At 61.5% G+C, this 26299-nt stretch carries 27 protein-coding genes; 10 read left to right on the top strand and 17 right to left on the bottom strand.

What is annotated here, in order from left to right; all coding sequences use genetic code 11:
- Window positions 1-100: 100 nt before the first annotated feature.
- The 3 genes from FFM53_RS13155 to FFM53_RS13145 all read right to left on the bottom strand — a co-directional run bounded on the left by FFM53_RS13155 (window position 101) and on the right by FFM53_RS13145 (window position 3260).
- Window positions 101-553, bottom strand: a complete 453-nt coding sequence (locus FFM53_RS13155) for an HPr kinase/phosphorylase (protein WP_138389321.1) — start codon at window positions 551-553, stop codon at window positions 101-103.
- Window positions 550-2340 (bottom strand): sensor histidine kinase, encoded by a 1791-nt coding sequence (locus FFM53_RS13150; protein WP_017989882.1) that lies wholly within the window; start codon window positions 2338-2340, stop codon window positions 550-552. The genes FFM53_RS13155 and FFM53_RS13150 overlap by 4 nt, the downstream gene beginning before the upstream one ends.
- Before the next feature lie 185 nt (window positions 2341-2525).
- Window positions 2526-3260, bottom strand: a complete 735-nt coding sequence (locus FFM53_RS13145) for a response regulator transcription factor (protein WP_191092491.1) — start codon at window positions 3258-3260, stop codon at window positions 2526-2528.
- Window positions 3261-3597: 337 nt separating this feature from the next.
- On the opposite strand from FFM53_RS13145, the gene FFM53_RS13140 reads away from it, so the two are divergent.
- From FFM53_RS13140 to FFM53_RS13130, 3 genes are all read left to right on the top strand, one after another.
- The gene (locus tag FFM53_RS13140; RefSeq protein ID WP_138389319.1) at window positions 3598-5208 is read left to right on the top strand and encodes a phosphoenolpyruvate carboxykinase; all 1611 of its coding nucleotides are present in this window, start codon (window positions 3598-3600) and stop codon (window positions 5206-5208) included.
- A gap of 108 nt (window positions 5209-5316) precedes the next feature.
- Entirely contained in the window at window positions 5317-5760 is a 444-nt protein-coding gene (arfB, locus tag FFM53_RS13135; RefSeq protein ID WP_025396530.1) for an alternative ribosome rescue aminoacyl-tRNA hydrolase ArfB, read from the top strand.
- Window position 5761: 1 nt separating this feature from the next.
- Complete coding sequence (locus tag FFM53_RS13130; RefSeq protein WP_138389318.1) at window positions 5762-6379, top strand: alpha-ketoglutarate-dependent dioxygenase AlkB; 618 nt, start codon at window positions 5762-5764, stop codon at window positions 6377-6379.
- 111 nt (window positions 6380-6490) lie between these two features.
- Here the strand turns inward: FFM53_RS13130 and coaA are convergent, their stop codons facing one another.
- From coaA to hisB, 9 genes are all read right to left on the bottom strand, one after another.
- Window positions 6491-7486 carry a type I pantothenate kinase gene (gene coaA, locus FFM53_RS13125; RefSeq protein WP_003544165.1) on the bottom strand — a complete coding sequence of 332 codons (996 nt, stop codon included), beginning with the start codon at window positions 7484-7486 and terminating at the stop codon, window positions 6491-6493.
- Window positions 7483-7806 (bottom strand): phosphoribosyl-ATP diphosphatase, encoded by a 324-nt coding sequence (locus FFM53_RS13120; protein ID WP_017962659.1) that lies wholly within the window; start codon window positions 7804-7806, stop codon window positions 7483-7485. The genes coaA and FFM53_RS13120 overlap by 4 nt, the downstream gene beginning before the upstream one ends.
- 17 nt (window positions 7807-7823) lie before the next feature.
- On the bottom strand, window positions 7824-8612 hold the full coding sequence (gene hisF / locus FFM53_RS13115) for an imidazole glycerol phosphate synthase subunit HisF (RefSeq protein WP_138389317.1): 789 nt from the start codon (window positions 8610-8612) through the stop codon (window positions 7824-7826).
- On the bottom strand, window positions 8613-9359 hold the full coding sequence (gene hisA, locus FFM53_RS13110) for a 1-(5-phosphoribosyl)-5-[(5-phosphoribosylamino)methylideneamino]imidazole-4-carboxamide isomerase (RefSeq protein WP_138389316.1): 747 nt from the start codon (window positions 9357-9359) through the stop codon (window positions 8613-8615). It abuts the gene before it with no gap.
- Window positions 9360-9365: 6 nt separating this feature from the next.
- Window positions 9366-9923 carry a hypothetical protein gene (locus tag FFM53_RS13105; protein ID WP_138389315.1) on the bottom strand — a complete coding sequence of 186 codons (558 nt, stop codon included), beginning with the start codon at window positions 9921-9923 and terminating at the stop codon, window positions 9366-9368.
- Window positions 9920-10102: a hypothetical protein gene (locus tag FFM53_RS13100; protein WP_029768237.1), complete on the bottom strand. Its 183-nt coding sequence runs from the start codon at window positions 10100-10102 to the stop codon at window positions 9920-9922. Before FFM53_RS13100 ends, FFM53_RS13105 begins: the two co-directional genes overlap by 4 nt.
- Before the next feature lie 141 nt (window positions 10103-10243).
- The gene (hisH, locus tag FFM53_RS13095; protein ID WP_138389314.1) at window positions 10244-10894 is read right to left on the bottom strand and encodes an imidazole glycerol phosphate synthase subunit HisH; all 651 of its coding nucleotides are present in this window, start codon (window positions 10892-10894) and stop codon (window positions 10244-10246) included.
- A 2-nt stretch (window positions 10895-10896) separates the two neighbouring features.
- Window positions 10897-11382: a DUF2628 domain-containing protein gene (locus FFM53_RS13090; RefSeq protein ID WP_138389313.1), complete on the bottom strand. Its 486-nt coding sequence runs from the start codon at window positions 11380-11382 to the stop codon at window positions 10897-10899.
- A 22-nt stretch (window positions 11383-11404) separates the two neighbouring features.
- On the bottom strand, window positions 11405-12013 hold the full coding sequence (hisB, locus tag FFM53_RS13085) for an imidazoleglycerol-phosphate dehydratase HisB (protein WP_003544176.1): 609 nt from the start codon (window positions 12011-12013) through the stop codon (window positions 11405-11407).
- Window positions 12014-12169: 156 nt separating this feature from the next.
- Between hisB and hslV the strand changes: the two genes are divergently transcribed.
- The 6 genes from hslV to FFM53_RS13055 all read left to right on the top strand — a co-directional run bounded on the left by hslV (window position 12170) and on the right by FFM53_RS13055 (window position 19351).
- Window positions 12170-12697 carry an ATP-dependent protease subunit HslV gene (hslV, locus tag FFM53_RS13080; RefSeq protein ID WP_017962666.1) on the top strand — a complete coding sequence of 176 codons (528 nt, stop codon included), beginning with the start codon at window positions 12170-12172 and terminating at the stop codon, window positions 12695-12697.
- On the top strand, window positions 12684-13196 hold the full coding sequence (locus tag FFM53_RS13075) for a GNAT family N-acetyltransferase (protein WP_138332013.1): 513 nt from the start codon (window positions 12684-12686) through the stop codon (window positions 13194-13196). The genes hslV and FFM53_RS13075 overlap by 14 nt, the downstream gene beginning before the upstream one ends.
- A complete protein-coding gene (hslU, locus tag FFM53_RS13070) occupies window positions 13193-14500 on the top strand; it encodes an ATP-dependent protease ATPase subunit HslU (RefSeq protein WP_011649875.1) in 1308 nt (435 codons plus the stop codon). The genes FFM53_RS13075 and hslU overlap by 4 nt, the downstream gene beginning before the upstream one ends.
- 184 nt (window positions 14501-14684) lie before the next feature.
- Window positions 14685-15632, top strand: a complete 948-nt coding sequence (locus tag FFM53_RS13065) for a DUF1402 family protein (protein WP_138389312.1) — start codon at window positions 14685-14687, stop codon at window positions 15630-15632.
- A gap of 48 nt (window positions 15633-15680) precedes the next feature.
- Window positions 15681-17093, top strand: coding sequence for a cytochrome P450 (locus FFM53_RS13060; RefSeq protein ID WP_138332016.1), 1413 nt, complete (start codon window positions 15681-15683; stop codon window positions 17091-17093).
- Window positions 17094-17179: 86 nt separating this feature from the next.
- Complete coding sequence (locus FFM53_RS13055; protein WP_138389311.1) at window positions 17180-19351, top strand: malate synthase G; 2172 nt, start codon at window positions 17180-17182, stop codon at window positions 19349-19351.
- Window positions 19352-19420: 69 nt separating this feature from the next.
- Here the strand turns inward: FFM53_RS13055 and FFM53_RS13050 are convergent, their stop codons facing one another.
- Entirely contained in the window at window positions 19421-20104 is a 684-nt protein-coding gene (locus tag FFM53_RS13050; RefSeq protein ID WP_003544194.1) for a L,D-transpeptidase, read from the bottom strand.
- A 179-nt stretch (window positions 20105-20283) separates the two neighbouring features.
- Here FFM53_RS13050 and FFM53_RS13045 point away from each other — a divergent pair, with 179 nt between their 5' ends.
- Complete coding sequence (locus FFM53_RS13045) at window positions 20284-20778, top strand: MmcB family DNA repair protein (protein WP_138389310.1); 495 nt, start codon at window positions 20284-20286, stop codon at window positions 20776-20778.
- A gap of 23 nt (window positions 20779-20801) precedes the next feature.
- Here FFM53_RS13045 and FFM53_RS13040 read toward each other — a convergent pair whose 3' ends face one another.
- The 4 genes from FFM53_RS13040 to lhpI form a co-directional block, all read right to left on the bottom strand.
- Complete coding sequence (locus FFM53_RS13040; protein ID WP_138389309.1) at window positions 20802-21380, bottom strand: ActR/PrrA/RegA family redox response regulator transcription factor; 579 nt, start codon at window positions 21378-21380, stop codon at window positions 20802-20804.
- Between the two features lie 68 nt (window positions 21381-21448).
- Window positions 21449-22777: an ActS/PrrB/RegB family redox-sensitive histidine kinase gene (locus FFM53_RS13035; protein ID WP_407073882.1), complete on the bottom strand. Its 1329-nt coding sequence runs from the start codon at window positions 22775-22777 to the stop codon at window positions 21449-21451.
- 23 nt (window positions 22778-22800) lie between these two features.
- Entirely contained in the window at window positions 22801-25266 is a 2466-nt protein-coding gene (gene hrpB / locus FFM53_RS13030) for an ATP-dependent helicase HrpB (protein WP_138389308.1), read from the bottom strand.
- Window positions 25263-26210 carry a bifunctional Delta(1)-pyrroline-2-carboxylate/Delta(1)-piperideine-2-carboxylate reductase gene (gene lhpI / locus FFM53_RS13025; RefSeq protein ID WP_138389307.1) on the bottom strand — a complete coding sequence of 316 codons (948 nt, stop codon included), beginning with the start codon at window positions 26208-26210 and terminating at the stop codon, window positions 25263-25265. Before lhpI ends, hrpB begins: the two co-directional genes overlap by 4 nt.
- Window positions 26211-26299 lie beyond the last annotated feature (89 nt).

The raw sequence follows: 26299 nt of genomic DNA, 5'->3' as shown, positions 1-26299 counted from the left end.
GCAATTACGTCCACCGGTGGGGGCACATCTTGGCTATGAAAAGCCGAAGTGCAAGATAAAAATGCGAATATATAAGGCAGATTGACCAATCCGGAAGGCCTCAGTGCCCGATGCCAGGCACTTTTGCCATCAGGATCGCAAGGGGTGAAGAGACGCCTGTGAGCAACCGCAATGCGGGAAGCGAAAAACCGGCGGCAAGGCCTACGGTTTCGCCTTCTGGAGGCACCCGGTTTTCACCGGAGGCGCTGCCAGGAAGCACGGCATAATGCATGGTCGCCCGCGGAATATGGTCCTGCCGAACGATGCCGGTGCCGCGAAGCTCCATCAGCCCGGCGATCGACGGCGGGCATGTAGCGATCACCGCGCCGGCCTCTCCGGAGAGAAGCACCTGGTCGTCGGCGACCAGCGCCGTGAAAAGCCCGAGCCGGCGCGCCTCGGTCATGCAGGTGAAGGCCAGCATCGATTTTCCCCAGCCGGAGGGACCGCTGAATAGCAGCCCCGTCTTGCCGACGACGATCGCCGTCGCATGGACGTTGAAACCTGCCTCGGTCATGCTGCGGCGCCGATTGGCAAAGAGAGGATGAACCGCGCGCCGAGTATATGCCCGCTCTCGGCATCGGTGATGTTTTCGGCTCTCAGCGAACCGCCATGCGCTTCGGCGATCTGCCGGCTGATCGAAAGGCCGAGCCCCGAATTCTGGCCGAAGCCTTCCGCCTCCGGCCGGTCCGTATAGAAGCGCTCGAAGATGCGGTCGATATTTTCCGCCTGGATGCCGGGGCCGTTGTCTTCGATGGTGGTGACGCAGCGCGAGCGTGTCCGCACCAGCCGCACGGTAATCTTGCCGCCCTTTTCCGGCACGAAAGAGCGGGCATTCTCGATCAGGTTGGCGATGATCTGGCCGATGCGTAGATCGTGGCCGTTGACGACGAAGCGCGTCTTGACGTTCGGCTTGCGTTCGATCGCATATTCGATTTCCACCTGCTTCTTGGTGCTCCTAACCTGGCGCGAAACCTCGATCAGGTCGCGCAGCAGCACCTCCATGTCGACGGAGCCGGCATCGACGCGTGCGAGTTCGGCGTCGAGACGGGAGGCGTCGGAGATATCGCTGATCAGCCGGTCGAGGCGGCGGACATCGTGCTGGATGACGTCCATCAGCCGCTTCTTGGAATCGTCGGATCGGGCAAGCGGCAGCGTTTCGACGGCGCTGCGCAGCGAGGTCAGCGGGTTCTTGAGCTCATGGCTGACATCGGCCGCGAAACTCTCGATCGAATCGATGCGGTCGTAGAGCGCCGTCGTCATCTCGCGCAATGCGATGGAAAGGTTGCCGATTTCATCCTGGCGGGCAGAGAAGTCGGGGATCTCTTCGCGCGTCTTGGCGCCGCGGCGGACGCGGATGGCAGCTGCCGAAAGACGGCGCAGTGGATTGGCGATGGTCGATGACAGCACCAGTGAAAGCAGCACGTTGACGAGTGTCGCCACGCCGAAGACGCGCATGATAGCAAGCCGTTCAGCATGGACGATATTGTCGATGTCGCCCGCCTGTGTCGACAACAACAGCACGCCGAGCACGGCGCGGAAGCGCTGGATCGGCACGGCGACGGAAACGATGAGTTCACCTTTTTCGGTGGTGCGCACGACTGCGCCGCGCACGCCGGTGAGCGCGTTCATCACTTCGGGATAGATCGAGCCGTCGCCGCCCGGCGCTTCCTTATAGAGCGGCAGATTGCCGGGCTGCAGCGCCTTGTTGAAGAGGGTGGCGAACCACTCGCTCCAGGTCTGTTTCTCTTCCTCCACCGGCGGCAGGTCGAAGCGCAGCACTTGGCCGCGCGAATAGAGATGGCGCGAATCGAGCAGCAGGTTGGCATCGGCATCGAAGATGCGGGCGCGTGTGCGTGTCGGAGAGATCAGCCGGCGCAGGACCGGCGCGACCTTTTCGGGATCGATCGGGAATTCAAGGTCCTCGTCGTTCGGCACCGGGGTGATGCTCTGGCCGGCCTGCAGCTCGAGCAGCTTCTGCGGATCGATGGTGATCGAGTTCGTATCGACCGACGCGGAGGCCGAAACGGCGCCGGCGATGATTTCGCCCTGCGTCAACAGGCTTTCGGCGCGAGCGTCGATCAATCCTTCGCGGAACTGGTTAAGGTAGAGAATGCCGCCGACGAGCACCACCAGCGCGACGAGATTGAAGAACAGGATGCGCCGTGTCAGGCTCGAAAAGACGGCATTGCCGAAGATCCGGCGGATCAGGGTGAAGGGATGCGACCAACGGCGGCCTCGGACGCGACGGGTGCTCACGCCCTCCGCATCGTCCAGATCCCTTTCCTGCACCAACTGTGCCAATGACAGGCCCTTTCGAAGGGCGGGGCCGGATGGGCCGGCCCGCAGCCCTCAACATTTCCGACAGCGCCGCGCGTCTTTTCAGACGCGCAAAGGACGCTGTGACATTTTGAACTGCTGCATAATTAAATCCTTAAATCGATGCCGATTTAGGAAATTATGCAGGAGCGCGCTGCGCCGCTCGGGGCTCAGGCTGCTTCGCGGAAGCGGTATCCCACTCCGTAGAGTGTTTCAATCATATCAAAGTCGTTGTCGACCATCTTGAATTTCTTGCGCAGCCGCTTGATGTGGCTGTCGATGGTCCGGTCGTCGACATAGACCTGTTCGTCATAGGCTGCGTCCATCAGCGCGTCGCGGCTTTTGACGACGCCGGGGCGCTGCGCCAGCGAATGCAGGATCAGGAATTCGGTCACCGTCAGCGTCACTGCCTCACCCTTCCAGGTGCAGGTGTGGCGTTCCTGGTCCATGACCAGCTGCCCGCGCTCCAGCGAGCGGGCCTGCTGCACCGCGCCGGTCTTCGGCGCGCCGCTGGGGCTCGTGCCGGCGGCGGCGGCTTCGCGGCTTGACGCGCGACGCAGGACGGCGCGCACGCGCTCCACCAGCAGACGCTGCGAAAACGGTTTGGTGATGAAATCATCGGCGCCCATCTTCAGGCCGAAGAGTTCATCGATCTCCTCATCCTTGGAGGTGAGGAAGATGACCGGGATGTCCGACTTCTGCCGCAGGCGGCGCAGCAGTTCCATGCCGTCCATGCGCGGCATCTTGATGTCGAAGATCGCCAGCTGCGGCGGTCGCGCCAGCAGGCCGTCGAGCGCCGAAGCACCGTCCGTATACGTCTCGACCTTATATCCTTCAGCCTCCAGTGCGATCGACACCGAGGTGAGGATGTTGCGGTCGTCATCAACGAGCGCGATTGTCGGCATGGTGTTGGTCTCCGTCATCAGTGCGCAATCTCCCGGATTTGCTCTCCCCAGGCGGTCTCAGTGACCGGATGCGCTTATGGAGGATAAAGGTGGAACAAATTGTGGCAAAGATAAAGGGGAAGATTGTCGTAAAATTCGCGAGCAATCTTAGGTAGTGCGCCCGAATCTTTAAACGCGATCTATTCAAACGATTTAAAATTAGGACGATAAATTTAAATCGATTAATTGTTTGATATCACTGCATTTTCTCAAGTTTTCCATCTTGTGTTTTAAAATTTCTGCCCGTATTTTCGCGGTTAGTTTTAACGGCAACGAGCCTGAGTGAAGGGAACTAGCCATGGAAATGTTCGGAGTTCATAACCCGGCAATAGAGCTGGCAACGGTTGGATTGGGCGGCGCAGCCAGCGTTCGCTACAACTTTTCCGCCGCCGCGCTCTATGAAGAAGCGATCCGCCGGGGCGAAGCCGAACTGACCGCTCAAGGCGCATTGCGGGCTATCACCGGCCAGCACACGGGCCGTTCGCCGCGCGACAAGTTCGTCGTTCGCGATATCAATACCGATGGCGAAATCTGGTGGGACAACAACAAGCCGATCTCGCCGGAGCATTTCGCCGTTCTGCGCGACGATATGCTGGCGCATGCCGCGGGCAAGGAGCTTTTCGTCCAGGATCTCGTCGGTGGCGCCGAGGAAGGTCATGCTCTGCCGACCCGCGTCGTGACCGAATTCGCCTGGCATTCACTGTTCATCCGCAATCTGCTGATCCGCCCCGACACTGCAGCGCTGTCCAGCTTCGTGCCGAAGCTGACGATCATCGATCTGCCGAGCTTCAAGGCCGATCCGGCTCGCCACGGCTGCCGTTCGGAAACGGTGATCGCCTGCGATCTCACCAACGGTCTCGTCCTCATCGGCGGCACCTCCTATGCCGGCGAAATGAAGAAATCGGTCTTCACCGTGCTCAACTATCTGCTGCCGGCCAAGGGCGTGATGCCGATGCACTGCTCGGCCAATGTCGGCCCGGACGGTGACGCGGCGGTCTTCTTCGGCCTTTCCGGCACCGGCAAGACGACGCTTTCGGCCGATCCGGCCCGGACGCTGATCGGTGATGACGAACACGGCTGGAGCGAGAACGGCATCTTCAACTTCGAAGGCGGCTGCTACGCCAAGACCATCCGCCTTTCGGCCGAAGCCGAGCCGGAAATCTACGCGACGACGCAGCGTTTCGGCACCGTGTTGGAAAACGTCGTGCTGAACGAAAGCCGCGAGCCGGATTTCGACGACGGGTCGCTGACCGAAAACACCCGTTGCGCCTATCCGATGGACTTCATCCCGAACGCTTCGGAAACGGGCCGTGCCGGGCATCCGAAGACAATCATCATGCTGACCGCCGATGCCTTTGGCGTCATGCCGCCGATCGCCCGATTGACGCCTGATCAGGCGATGTATCACTTCCTCTCCGGCTATACCGCCAAGGTGGCCGGCACCGAAAAGGGTGTCGTCGAGCCGGAAGCGACCTTCTCCACCTGCTTCGGCGCTCCTTTCATGCCGCGGCATCCGGCCGAATATGGCAATCTGCTCAAGGAGCTGATCGGCCGCCATGGCGTCCAATGCTGGCTTGTCAATACCGGCTGGACCGGCGGCGCCTACGGCACCGGCAAGCGCATGCCGATCAAGGCGACGCGTGGACTTCTCGCTGCCGCCCTCAGCGGCGAACTTGGACAGGCCGAATTCCGTGCCGACACGAACTTCGGCTTCGCCGTGCCGGTCTCCGTCGACGGTGTCGATGGCAGCATTCTCGATCCGCGCTCGACCTGGGTCGACAAGGCAGCCTATGACGCGCAGGCCGAAAAGCTGGTCTCGATGTTCATCGCGAACTTCGCCAAGTTCGAAAATCATGTTGACGGCGGCGTCCGTGATGCGGCCCCCGGCGTAAAGGTCGCTGCCGAATAGGCAGATCAAACCTCTGACTCACGTGAAACCCGGCATCGCAAGATCGCCGGGTTTCCCATGTCACAGCCGATATTTTCAATTCGCCGCCGATGTGAGATAGAACGCCGCATGGCCAGCGACGCGCTCTATATCGATGACAGGATCACCATCGCCGGATGGGAGCTGACGGAACAGTTCGTTCTGGCGGGCGGTCCCGGTGGGCAGAATGTCAACAAGGTCTCGACCGCGGTCCAGCTGTTCTTCAACATCGCGAATTCGCCGTCCCTGAACGATCGTGTCAAAACCAATGCGATCAAGCTCGCCGGCCGGCGGTTGTCGAAGGAGGGCGTGCTGATGATCGAGGCGAGCCGGTTTCGCAGCCAGGACCGCAACCGCGAGGATGCGCGCGACCGGTTGAAGGAACTGATTCTCGAGGCCGCCAAGCCGCCACCGCCGCCGCGCAAGAAGACCAGGCCGACCAAGGGTTCGGTCGAACGCCGCCTGAAGGAAAAATCCGGTCGCTCAGAAGTCAAGAAAATGCGCGGCCGCCCCGGCGGCGGCAGCGGTGAGTGACATGCCGGAGCTCTTGAGTGGCATCCGCCATCTCCCCAGTTACCTCGACCGAGCGCGTCAGGAGGCATTGGTCGAGGTGATCCGTACCGTCGTCGCCGAAGCGCCGCTTTATGTGCCCGCCATGCCCGGCACCGGCAAGCCGATGTCCGTGCGCATGACCAATTGCGGGCCGCTTGGCTGGGTGACGGACAAAGAGCGCGGCTATCGCTACCAGCCCACGCACCCGGCAACCGGCAGACCTTGGCCTGATATGCCGCAGCAATTGCTCGATATCTGGAATGACGTTTCGGGTTACGACAAGCCGCCGGAAGCCTGCCTCGTCAATTTCTACTCCGACGAAGCGCGCATGGGCTTGCATCAGGACAAGGACGAACAGGATCTCAAAGCCCCGGTCGTCTCGATCTCGCTCGGCAACAGCTGCCTCTTTCGCGTCGGCGGCCTCAGCCGCAATGATCGCACGCTATCTTTCAAGCTTTCGAGCGGTGATCTGGTGGTGCTGGGCGGCGAGGGGAGGCTGTGTTTCCACGGCGTCGACCGCATCCATCCGGCGACGTCGACGCTGCTGAAGAATGGTGGCCGCATCAATCTGACGCTTCGCCGCGTCAATCCCACCGACTAGAGCAATTCCAGCAAAAGTGCGCAGCGGTTTTGCGTCCGGAATTGCGTAAAAACAAAGCGATAGAGCGTTTCCGTGATTCGGAGAAAAACGGAAAGGCTCTATCGACCGCTGCTATAGCTTTCGCAGCGCGACCTGTTCGATCAGGTGATCCTTGCCCTTTTTCAGGATGAGATCGGCGCGTGGACGCGTCGGCAGAATGTTCTGCCGCAGGTTCTTCAGGTTGATGTTTGCCCAAAGATCCTCGGCGATTTCGAGCGCTTCCGCGTCGCTGATCGAGGCATAGCGATGGAAATAGGAATTCGGATCGCGGAAGGCGGTCTCGCGTAGCCGCATGAAGCGCGTGACATACCAGTTGTGGATCTCGTCTTCGGCGGCATCGATATAGATCGAGAAGTCGAAGAAGTCGGAGACCATCGGCACGATCTTGCCGCCGGCAGGCAGGTCACGCGATTGCAGCACATTGATGCCCTCGAAGATCAGGATGTCCGGCCGGTCGACGATCTTGTATTCGTCCGGCAGCACATCGTAGACGAGGTGCGAATAGCTGGGCGCCTTCACATCCGGCCGTCCGGCCTTGATCGCCGAGAGGAAGCGCAGGATTGCACCCGTGTCGTAGCTTTCCGGAAAGCCCTTGCGCTGCATCAGCTTTTCCCGCTGCAGCACGGCGTTGGGGTGGAGGAAACCGTCGGTGGTGACGAGATCGACCTTCGGGCTGGAAGGCCAGCGCCCCAGGAGCTCCTTGAGGATACGGGCGGTGGTCGATTTGCCCACCGCGACCGAGCCGGCGATGCCGATGACGAAGGGCGTCTTCGTCACATCGGACAGGCTGAGGAAGCGGTTGCGCTGTTCAAACAGCATCTGCGAGGATTCGACATGTGCTGAGAGCAGCCGCGACAGAGACAGATAGATGCGCCGGACCTCGTCGAGATCGATCGGATCGCCCATCGAACGCAGCCGTTTGACCTCGTCGCTCGTCAGCGTCAACGGCGTGTCGGCGCGGAATTTCGCCCATTGTTCGGAAGAGAAGAAGTGGTAGGGCGAATAGGATTCCGACTGGAAGTGATCCAACGTTTCCGGCACCCCGATAATCTCAGTCGCGATACTCATGAACTCTGCCGGCTGGCCTTTTCCTTGAGGCCGGACTGCGCGGTTCTGCGCTCGAGCTCGGCCATGACATTCTCTAACGGTATTTCAGCAATCTTCAATACGACCAATAGGTGATAGAGCACATCGGCAGCCTCATAGGTCAGATTGTCGCGGTCGCCGGTCACCGCCGCCATCACGGCTTCGATCGCCTCTTCACCGAGCTTCTTTGCCGCTTTCGGCTGGCCGGCGGCCACGAGCTTGGCTGTCCAGGATTGCTCCGGCGAAGCTTTCGATCGTTCTGCGACGATGCTTTCGAGATCGGAAAGGGAAAATCCGCTCATAGGTCCGCTTTCAAGGTTCAGTCGAGACGCATGTCGATGCCGCACTTCGACATATAGTGCTTCGCCTCGCTGACGGAATAGGTGCCGAAGTGGAAGATCGACGCGGCAAGCACCGCATTGGCATGGCCCTCCTTCACCCCGGCGACGAGATCGTCGAGATCGCCGACGCCGCCGGAGGCGATCACCGGCACACGCACCGCATCGGCGATCGCTCGCGTCAGTTCCAGATCGTAGCCGACCTTGGTGCCGTCACGGTCCATCGAGGTGACCAAGAGCTCGCCGGCGCCGCGCGCCACCATCTTCTGGGCGAATTCGATGGCATCGATGCCGGTCGCGTTGCGGCCGCCATGGGTATAGATTTCCCAGGCGCTGAGATTGTCGCCGCCGACCGCCTGCGTGCGCCGGCGTTTGGCATCGATCGAAACAACGATGCACTGGTCGCCGAACTTGTCGGCTGCCTCAGTGACGAAGTCGGGATTGCTGACGGCTGCCGAATTGATCGAGACCTTGTCGGCACCGCACAGCAACAGCTTGCGGATATCGGCGATGGTGCGCACCCCGCCGCCGACCGTCAGCGGCATGAAGCATTGGTCGGCCGTGCGAGACACGACATCGAAGATCGTCTCGCGATTGTCCGAGGAAGCGGTGATGTCGAGGAAGCAGAGTTCGTCCGCGCCGGCCGCATCATAGGCCTTCGCGGCTTCGACGGGATCGCCGGCATCGACGAGATTGAGGAAGTTGACGCCCTTGACGACACGGCCGTCCTTGACGTCGAGGCAGGGAATGACACGGGCCTTGAGGGTCATTTATGCGGTCTCCTTGGCCCGGGCCGCCTTGATCAGCGCCAGCGCTTCCTTGGGATCGATACGACCGTCATAAAGCGCACGGCCTGAAATCGCCCCTTCCAGCTTCCGCGCATCGGGCTCCAGCATGCGGCGGATATCGTCGAGAGAGGCAAGGCCGCCCGAGGCGATGACGGGAATGGAAATGGCGTCGGCAAGTTCCAGCGTCGAACTCCAGTTGATGCCGGCCAGAATGCCGTCACGGTCGATATCGGTGTAGATGATCGCGGCGACGCCGGCGCCCTCGAATTTCCTGGCGAGCTCGATGATACCGAGTTCGGAGGCCTCCGCCCAACCCTCGACGGCCACCTTGCCGCCCTTGGCATCGATGCCGACGGCGACACGATCAGGAAATTTCCGGCAGGCCTCGATGACCAGCGCCGGATTTCTGACCGCGACGGTGCCGAGAATGACGCGCCGCAGCCCGCGCGACAGCCAGGCCTCGATATGATCGAGGGTGCGAATGCCGCCGCCGAGTTGCACGGGATTGTCCGTTGCCTTCAAGATCGCTTCGACGGCATCGCCATTGGCCGAATGTCCCGCAAAAGCGCCGTCGAGATCAACCACATGCAGCCATTCGAAACCCTGATCTTCGAAGGATCTCGCCTGGGCGGCCGGATCGGTGTTGTAGACCGTCGCCTGCTGCATGTCGCCGAGCTTCAGGCGGACGCATTGGCCGCCTTTCAGGTCGATCGCGGGAAAAAGGATCATGTCGTCTTACATCCGTAGAGTGGTCGGTACCATCAGCGCATTCCACGCATCTACGATATCCGATTGGAAAAAGACAGCGGCAATGGCCGCAGCGCCGAAAAGCAGAAGGAGGAGCAGGGTGACGGCAAAGCCGGCCCGGACCTGTCGCCAGAAGCCCAGGCGCCTCTTGATCGATTTCTCGATGCTTCGTACCTGGCGCAACGCATCGCTGTTGACGGCAGTCAGCCGGATCTGCGGCTCCATCGCCTCGACATAGGTTTCGGCATAACTCGAAAGGATCTGCGAGGCGCGGTCGCGCAGCGTGTTGCGCAGGTCGGTCGAGAGATAATTGCTGTTGACGGCGGCAAGCTCGGCCTCATCGGGCGAACGGCCGGCATTTCGCTTGCGATGGCTGAGAACGAAATCGCGCTTCTGCCGCTCGTAGAGTGCGTAGGCGAGAAGGCCGATCAGATCGTCCTCACCTTCGATATAGAATTCCAGCACGGCCTCGGCGATATCGCCGGCGCTGACGCCGTTTTGCCGCCGGCTCGAACCGTCGTTCGCGGGGAAAGATTCATGGATCATCGGTCCAGCCTTTCTTTCAGCGCCTTGGCTGCATTGGAAAGCGCCTTCCTGTGGATGGCTTCGTCGACACGGCGGATGATCGTGCCGCCGGGAAGCTTGATATCAGAAAAGGGGGGCAAGCCCTCCCTGGAGGGCCGCAACGTGTAGAACACCTTGCCTGATTTCCGTGAAGCCGGCATCGAGCGCACTCCTGTTCCGCCGTTTCCATACAAGGGAAATAAGGCGGCTGTATTAAAAGCCAGCCCTTGGAGAAATTCCAGCAAAACCGTGTAGCCGCTTTGCTTCGGGATTGCGTGAACAATGCTTGACGGGTTCGGGCTCTACGGGTTCCAGCGCAGAAAATTGGCGATCAGGGCCAGGCCGAGCTTCTGGCTCTTTTCCGGGTGAAACTGTGCTCCGACCATGTTGTCGCGCCCGACAAAAGCGGTCATCGGACCGCCATAGTCGGCCGTCGCAATAACATCCTCGGCGTTTTCGGCGGCAAGATGGTAGGAATGCACGAAATAGGCGTGCAGTCCCTGCGACCCCGTCGGAATTCCTTCGAAGAGCGGATGTTCGCGCTTCAGGTCGAGCGTGTTCCAGCCGATCTGCGGGATCTTGAGTGCCGGATCATCCGGCGTCATCTCGACGACGTTACCGGGAATCCAGCCGAAACCGTGCGTCACGGTCTTCTCGAGGCCGCGCGAGGACATGAGCTGCATGCCGACGCAGATGCCGAGGAACGGCCGCGCCTTCTTCTCGACAGCCTCGATCAACACCTCGTCCATATCAGGCACGGCATCGAGGCCGCGCCGGCAATCGGCATAGGCGCCGACACCGGGAAGCACGATACGATCGGCCGCGGCAACATCCTCCGCCCTGTCGGTGAGATCGATATGGGCATCGATGCCAGCTTCGTGGGCGGCACGTTCGAAAGCCTTGGTCGCCGAGCGCAGGTTACCGGAGCCGTAGTCGATAATCGCAACGCGCATCGTTAGCGTCCTCCATCAAAACCAAAGAGACCAAGCGATGTTGCATCGCCGTGCGGGCCGTTCGGACGGGCCTTGTTCTGCCAGTCCGGTGCCGCGGCGTCGTCACTAGCTGCGATGACCGCCCTGTCCGAGAAATAGATCTGCTCAGCAACGCCGATCGTATCGGCGGCAATGAGCGCGTCTTCGGTCCAGCCCTTGGCAGCAAGGTTGCGGACACGGAAATTCTGGCCCTCGAGACCGACCAGAATATTCACGCCCAGCAGAATTGCCGCTCCCGCCGGCCCGAGGCCGGGTTCGTCCATCAGCGCACCACCAATCCCCTGCAGCAGAAAGGCCGCGGCCGCATGCAGCCAAAGTCGATGCGCCAACAGCCAAACCCATGGAAACAGGAAGCCGAGCAGCGTGAAGCCGTCACGGATGGTTCGCGTCTCATCGGCCGTGGCGCTCGTGCCACCGGGCGGTGTCAGGAAGATATAGCTGGATGTCATTGCCGCCGCTCCCTTGAAGGGCTCAGACGAGCGTGCCCTTGGTCGAGGGAACACGGCCCGCCTGTCTCGGATCGATCTCTGTCGCCGTGCGCAACGCGCGGGCAACGGCCTTGAAGCATGTCTCGGCAATATGGTGATTGTTGGCGCCATAATGGTTGAGAATATGCAAGGTGATGCCGGCATTCTGGGCGAGTGCATGGAAGAATTCGCGAACGAGCTCGGTGTCGAAAGTGCCGATCTTCGGCGCACTGAAGGCGACATTCCAGACGAGGAACGGCCGGCCGGAAAGATCGACCGCAGCCTTGGTCATCGTCTCGTCCATGGCGAGATCGATCGAAGCGTAGCGGGTGATCCCGCGCCGGTCGCCGAGTGCCTTGGAGATCGCCTGGCCGATGGCGATGCCGGTATCTTCGACCGTATGATGGTCGTCGATATGCAGGTCGCCCTTGGCATCGATCTCCATGTCGATGAGGGAATGTCGCGAAAGCTGGTCGAGCATATGGTCGAAGAAGCCGACGCCCGTCGAGATCGTCGATTTGCCGGTGCCGTCGAGATTGACGGAAACGGAAATCGAGGTTTCGTTGGTCTTGCGGGAAACGCTGCCCGTGCGGCTTGCTGCGGTCTCGGCCATATGGCCCTCCATCGGGAATAAGGCCGTTCCTTATCAGGCGCATCGGGAAATATCCAGAAGCCGGGCAAGAGAAAAGCCGGCCCATTTGCAATCCGCTCCGGCCCACTTACATAGGGCTCAACAGGGCCGGCATGCGGCCCGGCAGACAGGTGTTTTATGACAACAATCATTACAGTTCGAAAAGGCGGCAAGGTGGTGATGGCGGGCGACGGCCAGGTGAGCCTCGGCCAGACCGTCATGAAGGGCAATGCCCGCAAGGTGCGCCGCATCGGCAAGGGCGAAGTCGTCGCCGGTTTTGCCGGCGCCACCGCCGATGCCTTCACCTTGCTCGAAAGGCTCGAAAAGAAGCTGGAGCAATATCCCGGTCAATTGATGCGTGCCGCCGTCGAGCTCGCCAAGGACTGGCGCACCGACAAATACCTGCGCAATCTCGAAGCCATGATGCTCGTCGCCGACAAGTCGATCACGCTGGCGATCACCGGCAATGGCGACGTTCTGGAACCGGAGCATGGCACGACGGCGATCGGTTCCGGCGGCAATTTTGCCCTCGCGGCCGCGCTCGCGCTTATGGATACCGACAAATCGGCTGAGGAGATCGCTCGCCGCGCTCTCGATATCGCCGCCGACATCTGCGTCTACACGAACCACAACGTCGTGGTGGAATCGCTGGATGCCGAAGGCTGAACCCTATGCCTTCCGGCCGCTTGCCGCGGTTGACCTGCCGCTCCTCGCCAAATGGCTGGAAAGCCGGCACGTCAGGCGCTGGTGGAGCGATCCGGCCAAGGCGCTGGCTTCGATGGAAAAGCATATCGATGCGGCCTCCGTCTCGTGCTTCATCGTCACGCTGAATGGAAAGGACTTCGCCTTTATCCAGGCGGCCGATCTCGACGACGAGGACGATGAAGCGCTCGCCGGTCAGCCGAAGGGCACCTACGGCATCGACCAGTTCATTGGCATCGAGGAACTCGCGGGCAAAGGTCATGGACCGGCCTTTATGATAGGGTTCTGCGATATGCTCTTTGCAAAGGGCGCGCAGCGGATCCTGGTCGATCCGCATCCTGACAATGCATTCGCAATCAGAGCCTATACCAAGGCGGGCTTTCAAGGACTTGGCGAAACAACGACTAATTACGGCCGGGCGCTGTTGATGGCCCTGGACCGCCAGGAGAATGATACGCAATGACCACTTTTTCCCCCCGCGAGATCGTTTCCGAGCTCGATCGCTACATCATCGGCCAGCATGATGCCAAACGCGCCGTTGCGATTGCGCTACGCAATCGCTGGCGCCGCCAGCAGCTCGATCCGAGCCTGCGAGACGAAGTCATGCCGAAGAACATCCTGATGATCGGCCCGACCGGCGTCGGCAAGACGGAAATCTCCCGCCGCCTGGCAAAACTCGCCGGCGCGCCCTTTATCAAGGTGGAAGCCACCAAGTTTACCGAAGTCGGCTATGTCGGCCGCGATGTCGAGCAGATCATCCGCGACCTCGTCGAGGTCGGCATCGGCCTGGTGCGCGAGAAGAAGCGGGCCGAGGTACAGGCCAAGGCGCATGTGAGCGCCGAGGAGCGCGTTCTCGATGCGCTGGTCGGCACCACGGCATCGCCTGCCACGCGCGAAAACTTCCGCAAGAAGCTCCGGGACGGCGAACTCGACGACAAGGAAATCGATATCGAGGTGGCCGATGCCGGTTCCGGCATGGGTGGCTTCGAAATTCCCGGCATGCCGGGCGCCAATATCGGCGTGCTGAACCTGTCGGAAATGTTCGGCAAGGCGATGGGCGGCCGTACCAAGAAGGTCCGCACCACAGTCAAGGCCTCGTATAGTGACCTGATCCGCGACGAATCCGACAAGCTGATCGACAACGAAGTGATCCAGCGCGAAGCCGTTCGCTCCACCGAGAATGACGGTATCGTCTTTCTCGACGAAATCGACAAGATCGCCGCCCGCGACGGTGGCATGGGCGCCGGCGTTTCGCGCGAAGGCGTCCAGCGCGACCTCTTGCCGCTCGTCGAAGGCACAACGGTCTCGACTAAATACGGGCCGGTCAAGACCGACCATATCCTGTTCATCGCCTCCGGCGCCTTCCATGTCTCCAAGCCTTCGGATCTTCTGCCGGAATTGCAGGGCCGCCTGCCGATCCGCGTCGAATTGCGTCCGCTGAACAAGGATGATTTCCGCCGGATCCTGACCGAGACGGAAGCGAGCCTCATCCGCCAGTACCGCGCGCTGATGGAGACGGAAAGCCTGAGCCTCGAATTCACCGACGACGCAATCGACGCGCTTGCCGATGTCGCCGTGCATCTGAACTCCTCCGTCGAAAACATCGGCGCACGCCGTCTGCAGACGGTGATGGAGCGGGTGCTGGACGATATTTCCTACAACGCGCCAGATCGGGGCGGGACGGCCGTGACGATCGATGCTGCCTATGTGCGCGAACATGTCGGCGATCTAGCACAGAATACCGATCTCTCGCGCTTCATTCTGTGATATCGACGCACCGCTTCATGTCTTTCCCGGCAATGACGGATTGTGACGAACGCGACTCTCGACAACGGGGCTTTTACTTTCTAGTGAAGGCCCGTTTTGTTTCCGCTCGGCTTTATTCGGCCAAGATTCTGGTCCAGGCAGCCGCATCACAAACAGGACGATGGAACGGACGGGATAACGGATCGTGCGACGCCTTTTGACAAGCCTTATGATTGCCGTTGCCCTGGTGAATTCGGCGCCTGCCTTCGCAATGCAGACGGTGCCGGCGGGCAATCGTCATGCCGAGCAGCCCGATATTCCGGGCGCTTCCATCCGGCGCACCAAGGGCACCAAGAGCAGCTTCGATCTGAAATACGAAAAGGTTCATGAGCTTCTGGCGACCGATCGCGAGCTGATGAGCAAGATCCGCAAGATCTCCAGCGCTTACGGCATCAATCCGATCCATGTCGTCGGCGCGATCGTCGGCGAACACACCTATAATGTCGATGCCTACGACCGGCTGCAGGCCTATTATGTCAAGGCTGCCTCCTATGCCGGAGAAAGCTTCCGCTTCGCTTATGATGGGGAAAGCGTCGACGAATTCGTGGCGCGGCCGCAATTTTCTGAATGCAAGGGCAAGAGCGATTCCTACACGCTCTGGTCCTGTCGCGAAGATGTCTGGGAAACCGATTTCCGCGGCAAGACGGTGGGTGGCACGAGCTTTCCTAACAACCGTTTCAGCGCGGTTTTCTTCCAGCCCTTTTATGCCGGCCAGACCTTCGGCCTCGGCCAGGTCAATCCGCTGACGGCGCTGATGCTTTCCGATCTTGTGACCCGCGTGTCCGGCTATCCGAAGCTGAACGAGAAGAATGCCGGCGCCGTCTACAGGGCCATCATGGATCCCGATATCTCGCTCGCCTTCGTCGCGGCCTCGATCCGCAGGTCGATCGACGATTACAAGGAGATCGCCGGCATGGATATCTCGGGCAATCCCGGCCTGACGGCGACGCTCTATAATGTCGGCAATTCGCGCCAGCGCGCCGCAGCACTTGCTGCGAAAAACCGCGGCGCCGGTGCGGCGGTCTGGCCGGAAGAGAATTATTACGGCTGGCTGATCAACGACAAGCTGGACGAACTCAAGGGCCTGCTCTAGCTTCAAGCTTGCCGGGAAGGCCTAGATCTTCCCCGAAAGGCTTTTACGATGGACATGCGTCCGGACCCCTTCGTCCCGCCAGCACCGCTGCCGCGTACCGTGCCGCCGAGCCGGCTGGAAATCATTCGCATCATCCTGCGCAATCCGCTCGAACTCTGGGGCGAGCCGTCCTACACGCTGCCGTGGATCCGCACCAATTTCTTCGGCCAGAGGACGCTGATCGTCAATGATCCCGGCCTGATCAAGCACGTGCTTGTTGATAATGCCAATAATTACCGCATGTCGGATGTGCGCCAGCTCGTCCTGCGTCCGATCCTCCGCGACGGCCTTCTGACCGCCGAAGGTCCTGTCTGGAAAAGATCGCGCAAGGCGGTGGCGCCTATTTTCACGCCCCGCCATGCCCAAGGCTTTGCCGGGCAGATGCTGCGCCAGTCCGAAGATTATGCCCGCAAATATGAGGGCGCAGGCGAGGCAGGCGCAATTTTCGATATCAGCACCGATATGACCGAGCTGACCTTCGCGATTCTGGCTGACACATTGTTCTCCGGCGAAATCGTCACATCGAGCGGCCATTTCGCCGACGACGTCAATGAACTCCTGCATCGCATGGGCCGCGTCGATCCGATGGATCTGATGCGCGCTCCCTCCTGGGTTCCACGTGTGACACGCATCGGCGGTCAGAAAGTGCTGGAGAAATTCCGAGCCATCGTGCGCAACACGATGGATATGCGGCTTGCAAAGATGAAGGCAGACCGCAGCAGCGCGCCCGAGGATTTCCTGACCCTGCTCCTGGAGCAGGCCGGCCCCGACGGGCTGACCAAAGAAGAGATCGAAGACAATATCCTGACCTTCATCGGCGCGGGGCATGAAACCACAGCCCGGGCATTGGCCTGGACGCTGTATTGCGTATCGAACAGCCCGCATATCCGCGAGGGGATGGAGGAAGAAATCGACGCGGTGCTCGCCACCGGGGCCAAACCTGTGGAATGGCTGGATATGATGCCGCAGACGCGCGCCGCCTTTGAGGAGGCCTTGCGCCTTTATCCGCCGGCGCCATCCATCAATCGCGCCGCCATATCAGATGATTCCTGGACAAGCCCCAAGGGGGAGCGGGTCGAGCTTGAGGCCGGTGTCACGGTGCTCGTCATGCCCTGGACGCTGCATCGCCACGAACTTCACTGGGACAGGCCGCGCGCCTATATGCCCGAACGCTTCCTGCCGGAAAATCGCGGTTCTATCGGCCGCTTTCAGTTCCTGCCTTTCGGCGCTGGCCCGCGTGTCTGCATCGGCGCAACCTTTGCACTTCAGGAGGCAGTGATCGCGCTTGCTGTCCTGATGCATCGCTATCGCTTCGATTCCACCGATCAGACCAATCCTTGGCCGGTGCAGAAGCTGACGACGCAGCCGCAGAATGGACTGCCGATGCGCGTGACGCCGCGCACAATTTCCACGAAGGCATAAATCTTTCGAATTATTGCAGAATTGACTATGAATGAAGGCCGGGCAAAGTGGCAGCATTCAAAAGTCGTTGCCAGGGAGAATGTCGCATGAGCCGCGTTGATAAGAACGGTCTTGCCATCGAAACCGTCCTTCATGATTTCCTCGTCAAGGAGGTGCTGCCGGGTCTGGCGGTCGATGCGGACAAGTTCTTTGCCGATTTTTCGGCGATCATCCACGACCTCGCCCCGAAAAATCGTGCGCTGCTGGCAAAACGCGACGAACTGCAGGTAAAGATTGACGAATGGTATCGTCGGCATGGCGCCCCGGCGGATATGGACGAATACCAGTCCTTCCTCCGCGAAATCGGCTATCTGCTGCCGGAGGGATCGGACTTCCAGGTTTCGACCGACAATGTCGATCCGGAGATTGCCTCGATCGCCGGCCCGCAGCTCGTCGTTCCCGTCATGAACGCCCGTTACGCCTTGAACGCCGCCAATGCCCGCTGGGGCTCGCTCTATGATGCGCTCTACGGCACGGACGCCATTCCCGAGAGCGATGGCGCCGAGAAGGGTAAGGGCTACAATCCGAAGCGCGGCGAGAAGGTCATCGCCTGGGTGCGCGATTTCCTCGATACATCAGCGCCGCTGCAGGACTGCCGCTGGAAGGACGTCGGAAGCTTCGCCGTCAAGGATGGAGCGCTGGTCGTCAGATCGATCGATGGCGAGCAGGCCATGCTGACGGACGGCAAGCGTTTTGCCGGCTATCGCGGCGATCCCGCCGCTCCCACGCATATTCTCCTGAAGAACAATGGCATTCACATTGAAATCGTCATCGATGCGGCGACGACGATCGGGAAAGCCGATCCGGCTGATATTTCCGATGTCTGGCTGGAATCGGCAATCACGACGATCATGGACTGCGAGGATTCGATTGCCGCTGTCGATGCCGAGGACAAGGTCGTCGTCTATCGCAACTGGCTCGGCCTGATGAAGGGCGACCTGCAGGAAGAGGTGGCAAAGGGCGGAACGAGCTTCATCCGCAAGCTCAACCCGGATCTGCAATATGCTGGCCCGGATGGTGCCGCCTTCGAGCTGCACCGCCGCTCGCTGATGCTGGTGCGCAATGTCGGCCACCTCATGACCAACCCGGCGATCCTCGACCGCGACGGCAACGAGGTGCCTGAAGGCATCATGGATGCTGTGATCACCGGCCTGATCGCGCTTTATGATATTGGTCCCTCCGGCCGGCGGAAGAATTCCCGCACCGGCTCCATGTATGTGGTCAAGCCGAAGATGCATGGGCCGGAAGAGGTGGCCTTCGCCGTCGAAATCTTCTCGCGTGTTGAAGATGCGCTTGGCCTACCGCGCAACACCATCAAGATGGGCATCATGGATGAGGAGCGCCGCACGACCGTCAACCTCAAGGAATGCATCCGTGCTGCCCGCGAGCGCGTCGTCTTCATCAATACCGGCTTCCTCGATCGGACCGGCGACGAGATCCACACCTCGATGGAAGCCGGCCCGATGATTCGCAAGGGCGACATGCGCCAGGCGGCCTGGATTTCCGCTTATGAGAACTGGAACGTCGACATCGGCCTCGAATGCGGCTTGTCCGGCCACGCCCAGATCGGCAAGGGCATGTGGGCGATGCCGGATCTGATGGCGGCAATGCTCGAACAGAAGATCGCCCACCCGAAGGCCGGTGCCAACACCGCCTGGGTGCCATCGCCGACGGCCGCGACCCTGCATGCCACCCATTATCACCGGGTCAATGTCGCCCGTGTTCAGCAGGGGCTGAAGGATCGCGCCCGCGCCAAACTCTCCGATATTCTCTCCGTGCCGGTCGCGGTGCGGCCGAACTGGACGCCGGAGGAAATCCAGCGCGAGCTCGACAACAATGCTCAGGGCATCCTCGGCTACGTCGTGCGCTGGGTCGATCAGGGCGTCGGCTGCTCGAAGGTGCCCGACATCAACAATGTCGGCTTGATGGAAGATCGCGCCACACTGCGCATTTCGGCCCAGCACATGGCGAACTGGCTGCATCACAAGGTCGTCACCGAAGCTCAGATCATCGAGACGATGAGGCGCATGGCCGCCGTCGTCGACCGGCAGAATGCGTCTGTTCCCGCCTACCGGCCGATGGCCGGCAATTTTGACGATTCGGTCGCCTTCCGGGCCGCCCTCGACCTCGTCCTGAAGGGTAGGGAACAGCCGAATGGTTATACCGAGCCGGTGCTTCACCGCCGCCGCCTCGAGCTCAAGGCGAAGCAGACTGCCTGACGGAGAATACGAAAAGGCCGCCGGAACGATAGTTCGGCGGCCTTTTTTATACCGAATTCGATAATTAGCTTACTGAATGACGACGACCTTGGACGTGCCCTTGCCCGGGCGGACGCGGCTGTAGAGATCGATGACGTCCTGGTTCATCAGGCGAATGCAGCCCGAGGAAGCGGCGGTGCCGATCGAAGCCCATTCCGGCGTGCCGTGCAGGCGGAAGAGCGTGTCCTTGCCGTCCTCGTTGAAGAGATACATGGCGCGCGCGCCGAGCGGATTGCTGAGACCCGGACCCATGCCGTCCTCGACGTACTTGGCGAGATCAGGCCGACGGACGGCCATTTCCTTAGGCGGGTGCCAATTCGGCCATTCCTGCTTCCAGGCGACGTAGGCGGTGCCGGCCCATGCGAAGCCCTGCTTGCCGACGCCGATGCCGTAGCGCATCGCTTTGCCGTTGGCCAGGATGTAATAGAGGAAGCGCTCGCGCGTGTTGACGATGATCGTTCCGGGACGCTCTGTGGTCTGGTAGCTGACGACCTGACGGCGGAACTGCGGCTTGACCCTGTCGATCGGGATCGCCGGCAGGGAGTATCCGGCATCCTTCGTCAGGCCGTAAGCGTCATTGAAGATCTGTGCCGTCTGAACCGTCGGGCCTGCGCCCTTGTTGTCGACGGATGCGCTGTCTGAGGTCGTCGAGCAACCGGCCAGAGCGAGTGTCGCCAGCAGGCCAAATACAGGGAATGCATTGCGGATGCGCATGGATGACTCTTGAAGTTTTGGGGCAAGGAGAACGGTCTTTCGACCATCGTTGATTATGGTTTATTTTCGATTAACTTGCGCTTTGCAAGGCTACTGCAGCGCGACAAATTCGTCTGCCGCGCAAATTAGAAGCGCATGGTTTTTTTGCAACAACACGCCAGCCCCCGCGATGGTTATCCATGACGATTTTGAGCGTTTACAATAACAATCCGTTAATCGATGGCCGGCAATCGGACAGGGCCATGATGGTGCGGCGCGGAACGCAGATATTGCTGCATGAAATGCGCCACGCCGTGCTGCCCGAACTGCCGCTGGCCAGCGGTCGCCGCGCCGATCTGATCACGCTTTCGGAAAAGGGCGAGGTCTGGATCATCGAAATCAAGACCTCGATCGAAGATTTCAGGGTGGATCGCAAATGGCCGGAATACAGGCTGCATTGCGACCGCCTGTTCTTCGCGACTCACCAGGATGTGCCGTTGGAGATCTTTCCCGAGGAATGCGGACTGTTCCTGTCGGATGGCTATGGCGCCCATATGATTCGCGAGGCGCCGGAACACCGCATGGCGCCGGCCACGCGCAAATCCGTCACGCTCAACTTCTCGCGTGCCGCCGCGCAAAGGCTGATGATGGCCGAATGGTCGAACGGAAAACCGTTCACTGTGGACGACGTCTAATTATAAACGCGCGACGTGCTCGTCTATTTCGGCGCGCGTTTGGCAAGGATACGCTGCAGCGTCCGCCGGTGCATGTTGAGCCGGCGCGCCGTTTCGGAAACATTTCGCTCGCACATTTCATAGACCCGCTGGATGTGCTCCCAGCGCACCCGGTCGGCCGACATCGGATTTTCGGGAAGCTCGGCCTTTTCACCCGGCCGCTGCGTCAGCGCCGAAAACACGTCGTCGGCATCCGCAGGCTTTGCGAGGTAGTCGACGGCGCCGAGCTTCACGGCCGTGACCGCCGTTGCGATATTGCCGTAGCCGGTCAGCACGATGATCCTGGTGTCGTCGCGCCGCTGGCGGATCGCCTCGATGACGTCGAGCCCATTGCCGTCGCCGAGCCGAAGGTCGACCACCGCATATTTCGGCGGCCGGCCTTTCGATTTCGCAACGCCCTCCGCCACTGATTCGGCCGTTTCCACCTGGAAGCCGCGTGTCTCCATCGCCCGCGCCAGGCGGCGCAGAAACGGCCCGTCGTCGTCGACGATCAGCAGGCTGGCGTCGGGACCGATATGGTCTTCGTTCGACGCGGCGAAATTGTCATGATTCTGTTCTGTCATCGTCTCGGTCCCGACGGTTGAACGCCCGATCTGCGTCAACCGCTTATATCCTGTTTATGCCGACAAAGTCATTTTGTCGAATTTGCGTCGATCAGCATGCGCGGCCATTCGATTCGGATGCGCGCGCCCGCACTTTCCGGATCGCGGTTCTCGAAAATCAGCGATGCGCCGGAGCGCTCCAGCAACGTCTTGGCGATGAAAAGCCCGAGCCCGAGGCCACCCGCCGTATCCTCTTTCTGCCGCTTGGTCACATAGGGCTCGCCGATCCGCGTCAGAATATCGGGCGCATAACCGTTGCCGTCGTCCTCGATGACGATCAGCACTTTGTCGTGATCATGCTCGACGGTAACGATCACTTTCTCCCGCGCATAATCGACGGCATTTTCGATCAGGTTGCCGAGCCCATACATGATGCCGGCATTGCGGTCGGTGACCGGCTCACCCTTGCGCGGGCTCTTTTCGATGAGCTCGAGAGCGATACCGAATTCCCGGTGCGGGGCGACGATCTCCTCGATCATCGACGAAAGCGGCAGGCGGCGCATATGCGCCTCGCCTTCGGAGGAAAGCGTCGTCAGCCGCCGCAGGATGTCACGGCATCGTTCGCTCTGGCTGCGCAGCAGCATCACGTCTTCGCGGAAACGATCATCATTCTTAAGCTCCCGCTCCATTTCCTTGGCGACGACGCTGATAGTCGCAAGCGGCGTGCCGAGTTCATGGGCGGCGGCCGCCGCCAGCCCGTCGAGCTGCGACAAATGCTTTTCCCGCTGCAGCACCAGTTCGGTCGCAGCCAGCGCATCGGCAAGCTGGCTCGCTTCCATCGAGACCCGATAGGCATAGAAAGCGGCGAATGCCATGGTCGAGGCGATCGAGCACCAGACACCGAACTGCATGACGTTGTGCACGTTGATCTCGACGCCGTCGAACCAGGGCAGCGGAAAGGGCGAAAAGGCAAGCACCGTGATGCAGACCATCGCAACGCCGATCAGCGCGGTGCTGTAGCGAATCGGCTGCGAGGCAAAGGAGATGATGACCGGCACGCAGACGAGCGCTGCAAAGGGATTGGCAAGGCCGCCGGTTATGAAGAGCAGCGCGCAGAGCTGCAAAAGGTCGAAGCCGAGCAGCGCAAAGGCGGCAGGCGGTTCCAGCCGATGCGTCGGCGGATAACGGATCGTCAGGTAGAAATTCACCCAGGCAAGGGCGGCGATCAGCGAAGAACTGGCAACCAGAGGTAAGGGAAATTTCAGCCAGAAGGCAACGATGAAAACCGTCAGCGCCTGTCCGCCAACGGCAAGCCAGCGCAGCCGCACCAATGTCTGCAGGCGCAGCCTGCGGCTGTTATGCCGGTCCTCCTGCGTATAGCCTTCCGTGTTGTCGATCATGCTGGGCTTGTCGATCATGCCGGGGGCTCCTTGAATGGGTCTCATGTACCACGCGGTTTTGCCCGTGTCGTCGGCAACGCATCCTCCGGCCGCTCCGGCCAGGGATGCCGGGGATAGCGCCCGCGCATGTCGGCACGCACATCCTTCCACGAGCCGGCCCAGAAGCCCGGCAGGTCGCGTGTCGTCTGGATCGGCCGATGCGCCGGCGAGGTGAGCTCGAGCAGCAGCGGCAGGCGGCCACCGGCAATGGCCGGATGCTGCTTCAGTCCAAACAGCTCCTGTACGCGGATCGTCAGCACCGGCTCCTCGCCCTCATACTGGATCGGATGCCTTTGGCCGGTCGGCGCTTCGAAATGGGTTGGCGCAAGCCGGCTAAGGTCGCGCTGCAATTCGTGCGGTACCAGCGACATCAGCCCGTTCGAAAGCCCGGCTGTGGAAATCTCGGAAAGGCCGCGGGCCTCGGTCTGAAAGGGTGCGAACCAGTCGTCCAGCCGGGAAAGCAGGGCATTATCGCTGACATCGGGCCAGGGCTCGCCGATCGTCCTGTAAAGGAATCCGATCCGCTCGCGAAGCTGCACTGCCTCTTTCGAGAACGCAAGCTGATCGAGCCCCAGCTCGCGCACTCCCTCCACCAGTGCCTGGGTGACTGCTGCCCCGGAAGGGCGCGGCAAGGGCGTCTCTTCGAAGACGATCGCGCCGAGCCGGGTTGCCCGCCGCGCCCGGATTTGCCGGCTCTGGCGGTCGAAGAATATCTGGTCACCGGTTTTGATCTCACCGGGCAACTCGGCTTCGATGTCGCCGCGTGTCACCTCGGCTGCCGCCAGAACCCGCGCCTGTGCCGCGCGTCCGGTCAGGTCGGCGATCACCAGCATCTGGCTGCCGGCCAGCCTCTCGGTTTCCGGCAGCTCTGCTCCGCGCCCGTTCGCCATCACGAACCGCCCGCGTCCGCCGCGCTGAAGTGCGATTCGATCCGGGAACGCATGCAGCAGCAATTGGCCGGCCAGCGCCGGCGCCGCTGAGGCAACCCTGTCGAGGCCGCTCGCCAGCCGTACCGCCAGCCGCCGCGAGGCCTCTGCTCTCTCGCTCCGCTCGGCCTTGAAGCGTCGCAGCCGCTCCTCGATATCGACACTCGTTCCGCCAAGCCCCTGTTCGGTGAGAAGCACGGCGATCATCGCCGCATCCCGGGCCTGCCCCGCTTCTCCCGCCGAGACGACCATGGCGGCAAGCCGCGGCGGCAAAGCGAGATCGCGCATCACCTTGCCGCGCGCTGTCAGCGCTCCGTCCTTGTCGAGCGCGCCAAGCTGGCCAAGCAGCACCCGCGCTTCCCTCAGCGTCGTTTCCGGTGGCTGATCGACGAAGGCAAGGGATGCCGGATCTTGAACGCCCCAATGCGCGAGGTCGAGCACCAGCCCCGAGAGGTCGCTGGAAAGGATCTGCGGCGGCGTGAAGGCCGGCAATGCCGCGGTCTGTCCCTGGTGCCACAGCCTGACGGCGATACCCGGCTCCGTTCGTCCGGCACGGCCGGCCCGCTGATCGGCGGAAGCCCGCGACACCCGCACCGTCTCCAGCCGCGTGATCCCGGTCGACGCCTCGAACACCGGCAGACGCTGCAAGCCGCTGTCGATCACGATCCTGGCACCGTCGATGGTGATCGATGTTTCGGCGATCGATGTCGCAAGCACGATCTTGCGCATCCCCTGGGATGCCGGTCGGATCGCCGCATCCTGCTCCTTCTGGCTGAGATTGCCGTAAAGCGGCGCAATCAGTGTTTCGGCTCCGAATCGTCCCTGCAGGCGTTCGACGGTCCGGGTGATTTCCGCCTGGCCGGGCAGGAAGGCGAGGATCGAGCCGGCCTCGTTGGCATGGGCATCGAGTATAGCTCGCGTCACGGCATCCTCGATACGTTCGCCGCCCGGCCGATCCTGGTAACGGATATCGATCGGAAAGCTGCGCCCCAGGCTTTCGATAACAGGTGGATGGTCGAGCAGGGCGGCCACGCGTTCGACATCGAGGGTCGCCGACATCACCAGGATGCGCAGATCGTCGCGCAGCGCCGACTGGACGTCGAGCGCCAGAGCGAGTCCGAAGTCTGCGTCCAGCGAACGCTCGTGGAACTCGTCGAAGATCACCACCGAGACGCCGTTCAGTTCCGGATCGTCGAGGATCATCCGGGCGAAAACCCCTTCGGTCACCACCTCGATCCGTGTCGCTGCCGATATCCTGTTGTCGAGGCGCATGCGGTAGCCGACCGTCTCGCCGACCTGTTCGCCGATGAGCGATGCCATCCGGCTTGCCGCTGCCCGCGCCGCCAGCCGCCGTGGCTCCAGCAGGATGATTTTGCCGTTGCCGCGCCAGGCCTTGTCGAGCAGGTAAAGTGGCACCAGCGTCGTCTTTCCGGCGCCGGGCGGGGCGGAAAGAACGGCGCGTTTTTGCTTTTCCAGCGCGGCAGCGACGGCCGGCAGGACATGTGAAACCGGAAGCTCCGGCAAGGATGCACTGATTGTCACTTTTGGCCCGTCACTGTCTCATAGGCAAGGATGGCGCCGGCGAGATCCTCCAACGCCGCACCCACCGACTTGAACAGCGTGATTTCTGCGTCATGGCTTCGTCCGCCATGGGCGCCGCTGACGAGTTCCGCAAGCTCAGCCCGGATGTCGCCTTCCTTCAGCACGCCGCTTTTCAGCGGCTGGACGATGTCGCCTGCCTCGGCGGTGGCGCCGGCGCGGGTGTCGACATAAACGGAGGCACGGCGGATGGCCTCGTCGTCGCTTTCGCGCATGCTCGGCTTGAAGGCGCCGACGAGATCGAGATGGGCGCCGAGCTTCAGCCATTCGCCTGATATCAGTGGCGCGCTGGAAAGCGTGGCGCAGGAAATGATATCGGCTGTCCGCGCTGCGGCTTCAGCATCCGCGACCGCCGCGGCACTCAGGCCGAGCGCCCGGGCTTCGGCTGCGATCTTTTCCGCCGCTTGCCCGTTGCGGCCCCAGACCCGGTACCTCTTGATCGGCCGGGTCGTGCCATGGGCAAGCATCAGGTTGAGCGCCAGCCGCCCGGTTCCGCAGACGAGCAGCTCTTCCGCGTCGGAGCGGGCGAGATAACGGGCCGCCAGCGCCGATGCTGCCGCCGTCCGCCGCGCCGTCAACTCGCCGCCGTCGATTGCGGCAAGCATTTCCCCGGTAGCGCCGGAGGAAAGAAGATAGGTTCCGAAGATCGCCGGCAGGCCCCGCCGCACATTGCCTGGAAAGACCGAGACCGTCTTCACCCCGGCATAACGTCCGGGAACCCAGGCCGGCATCAGGAGCAGTGTGGCACTCTCCTCATCCGGCACCTCCATCTCATGGTGGTGACGCACCGGCATCACGCACTCGCTCTGGAACATGCGGGCGATTGCCTCGATCAGTTCCGGCCAGGGCAAGGCCGCGCGCGTCTGTTCTTCATCGAGGACAAGCATTCTTGACTCCGCCGGATCTTTCTTCATCGCCAAACTAGCGAGTGAGGCGTGGCATAGGCAAGCACCCTGGAATTCCGCGTTGGGCGCCC

Origin of the sequence: Rhizobium indicum (assembly GCF_005862305.2) — a bacterium.
Classification (GTDB): Bacteria; Pseudomonadota; Alphaproteobacteria; order Rhizobiales; family Rhizobiaceae; genus Rhizobium; species Rhizobium indicum.
The sequence above is the reverse complement of the archived record's forward strand: the minus strand, read 5'-3'. Positions and strand labels throughout refer to the sequence as shown.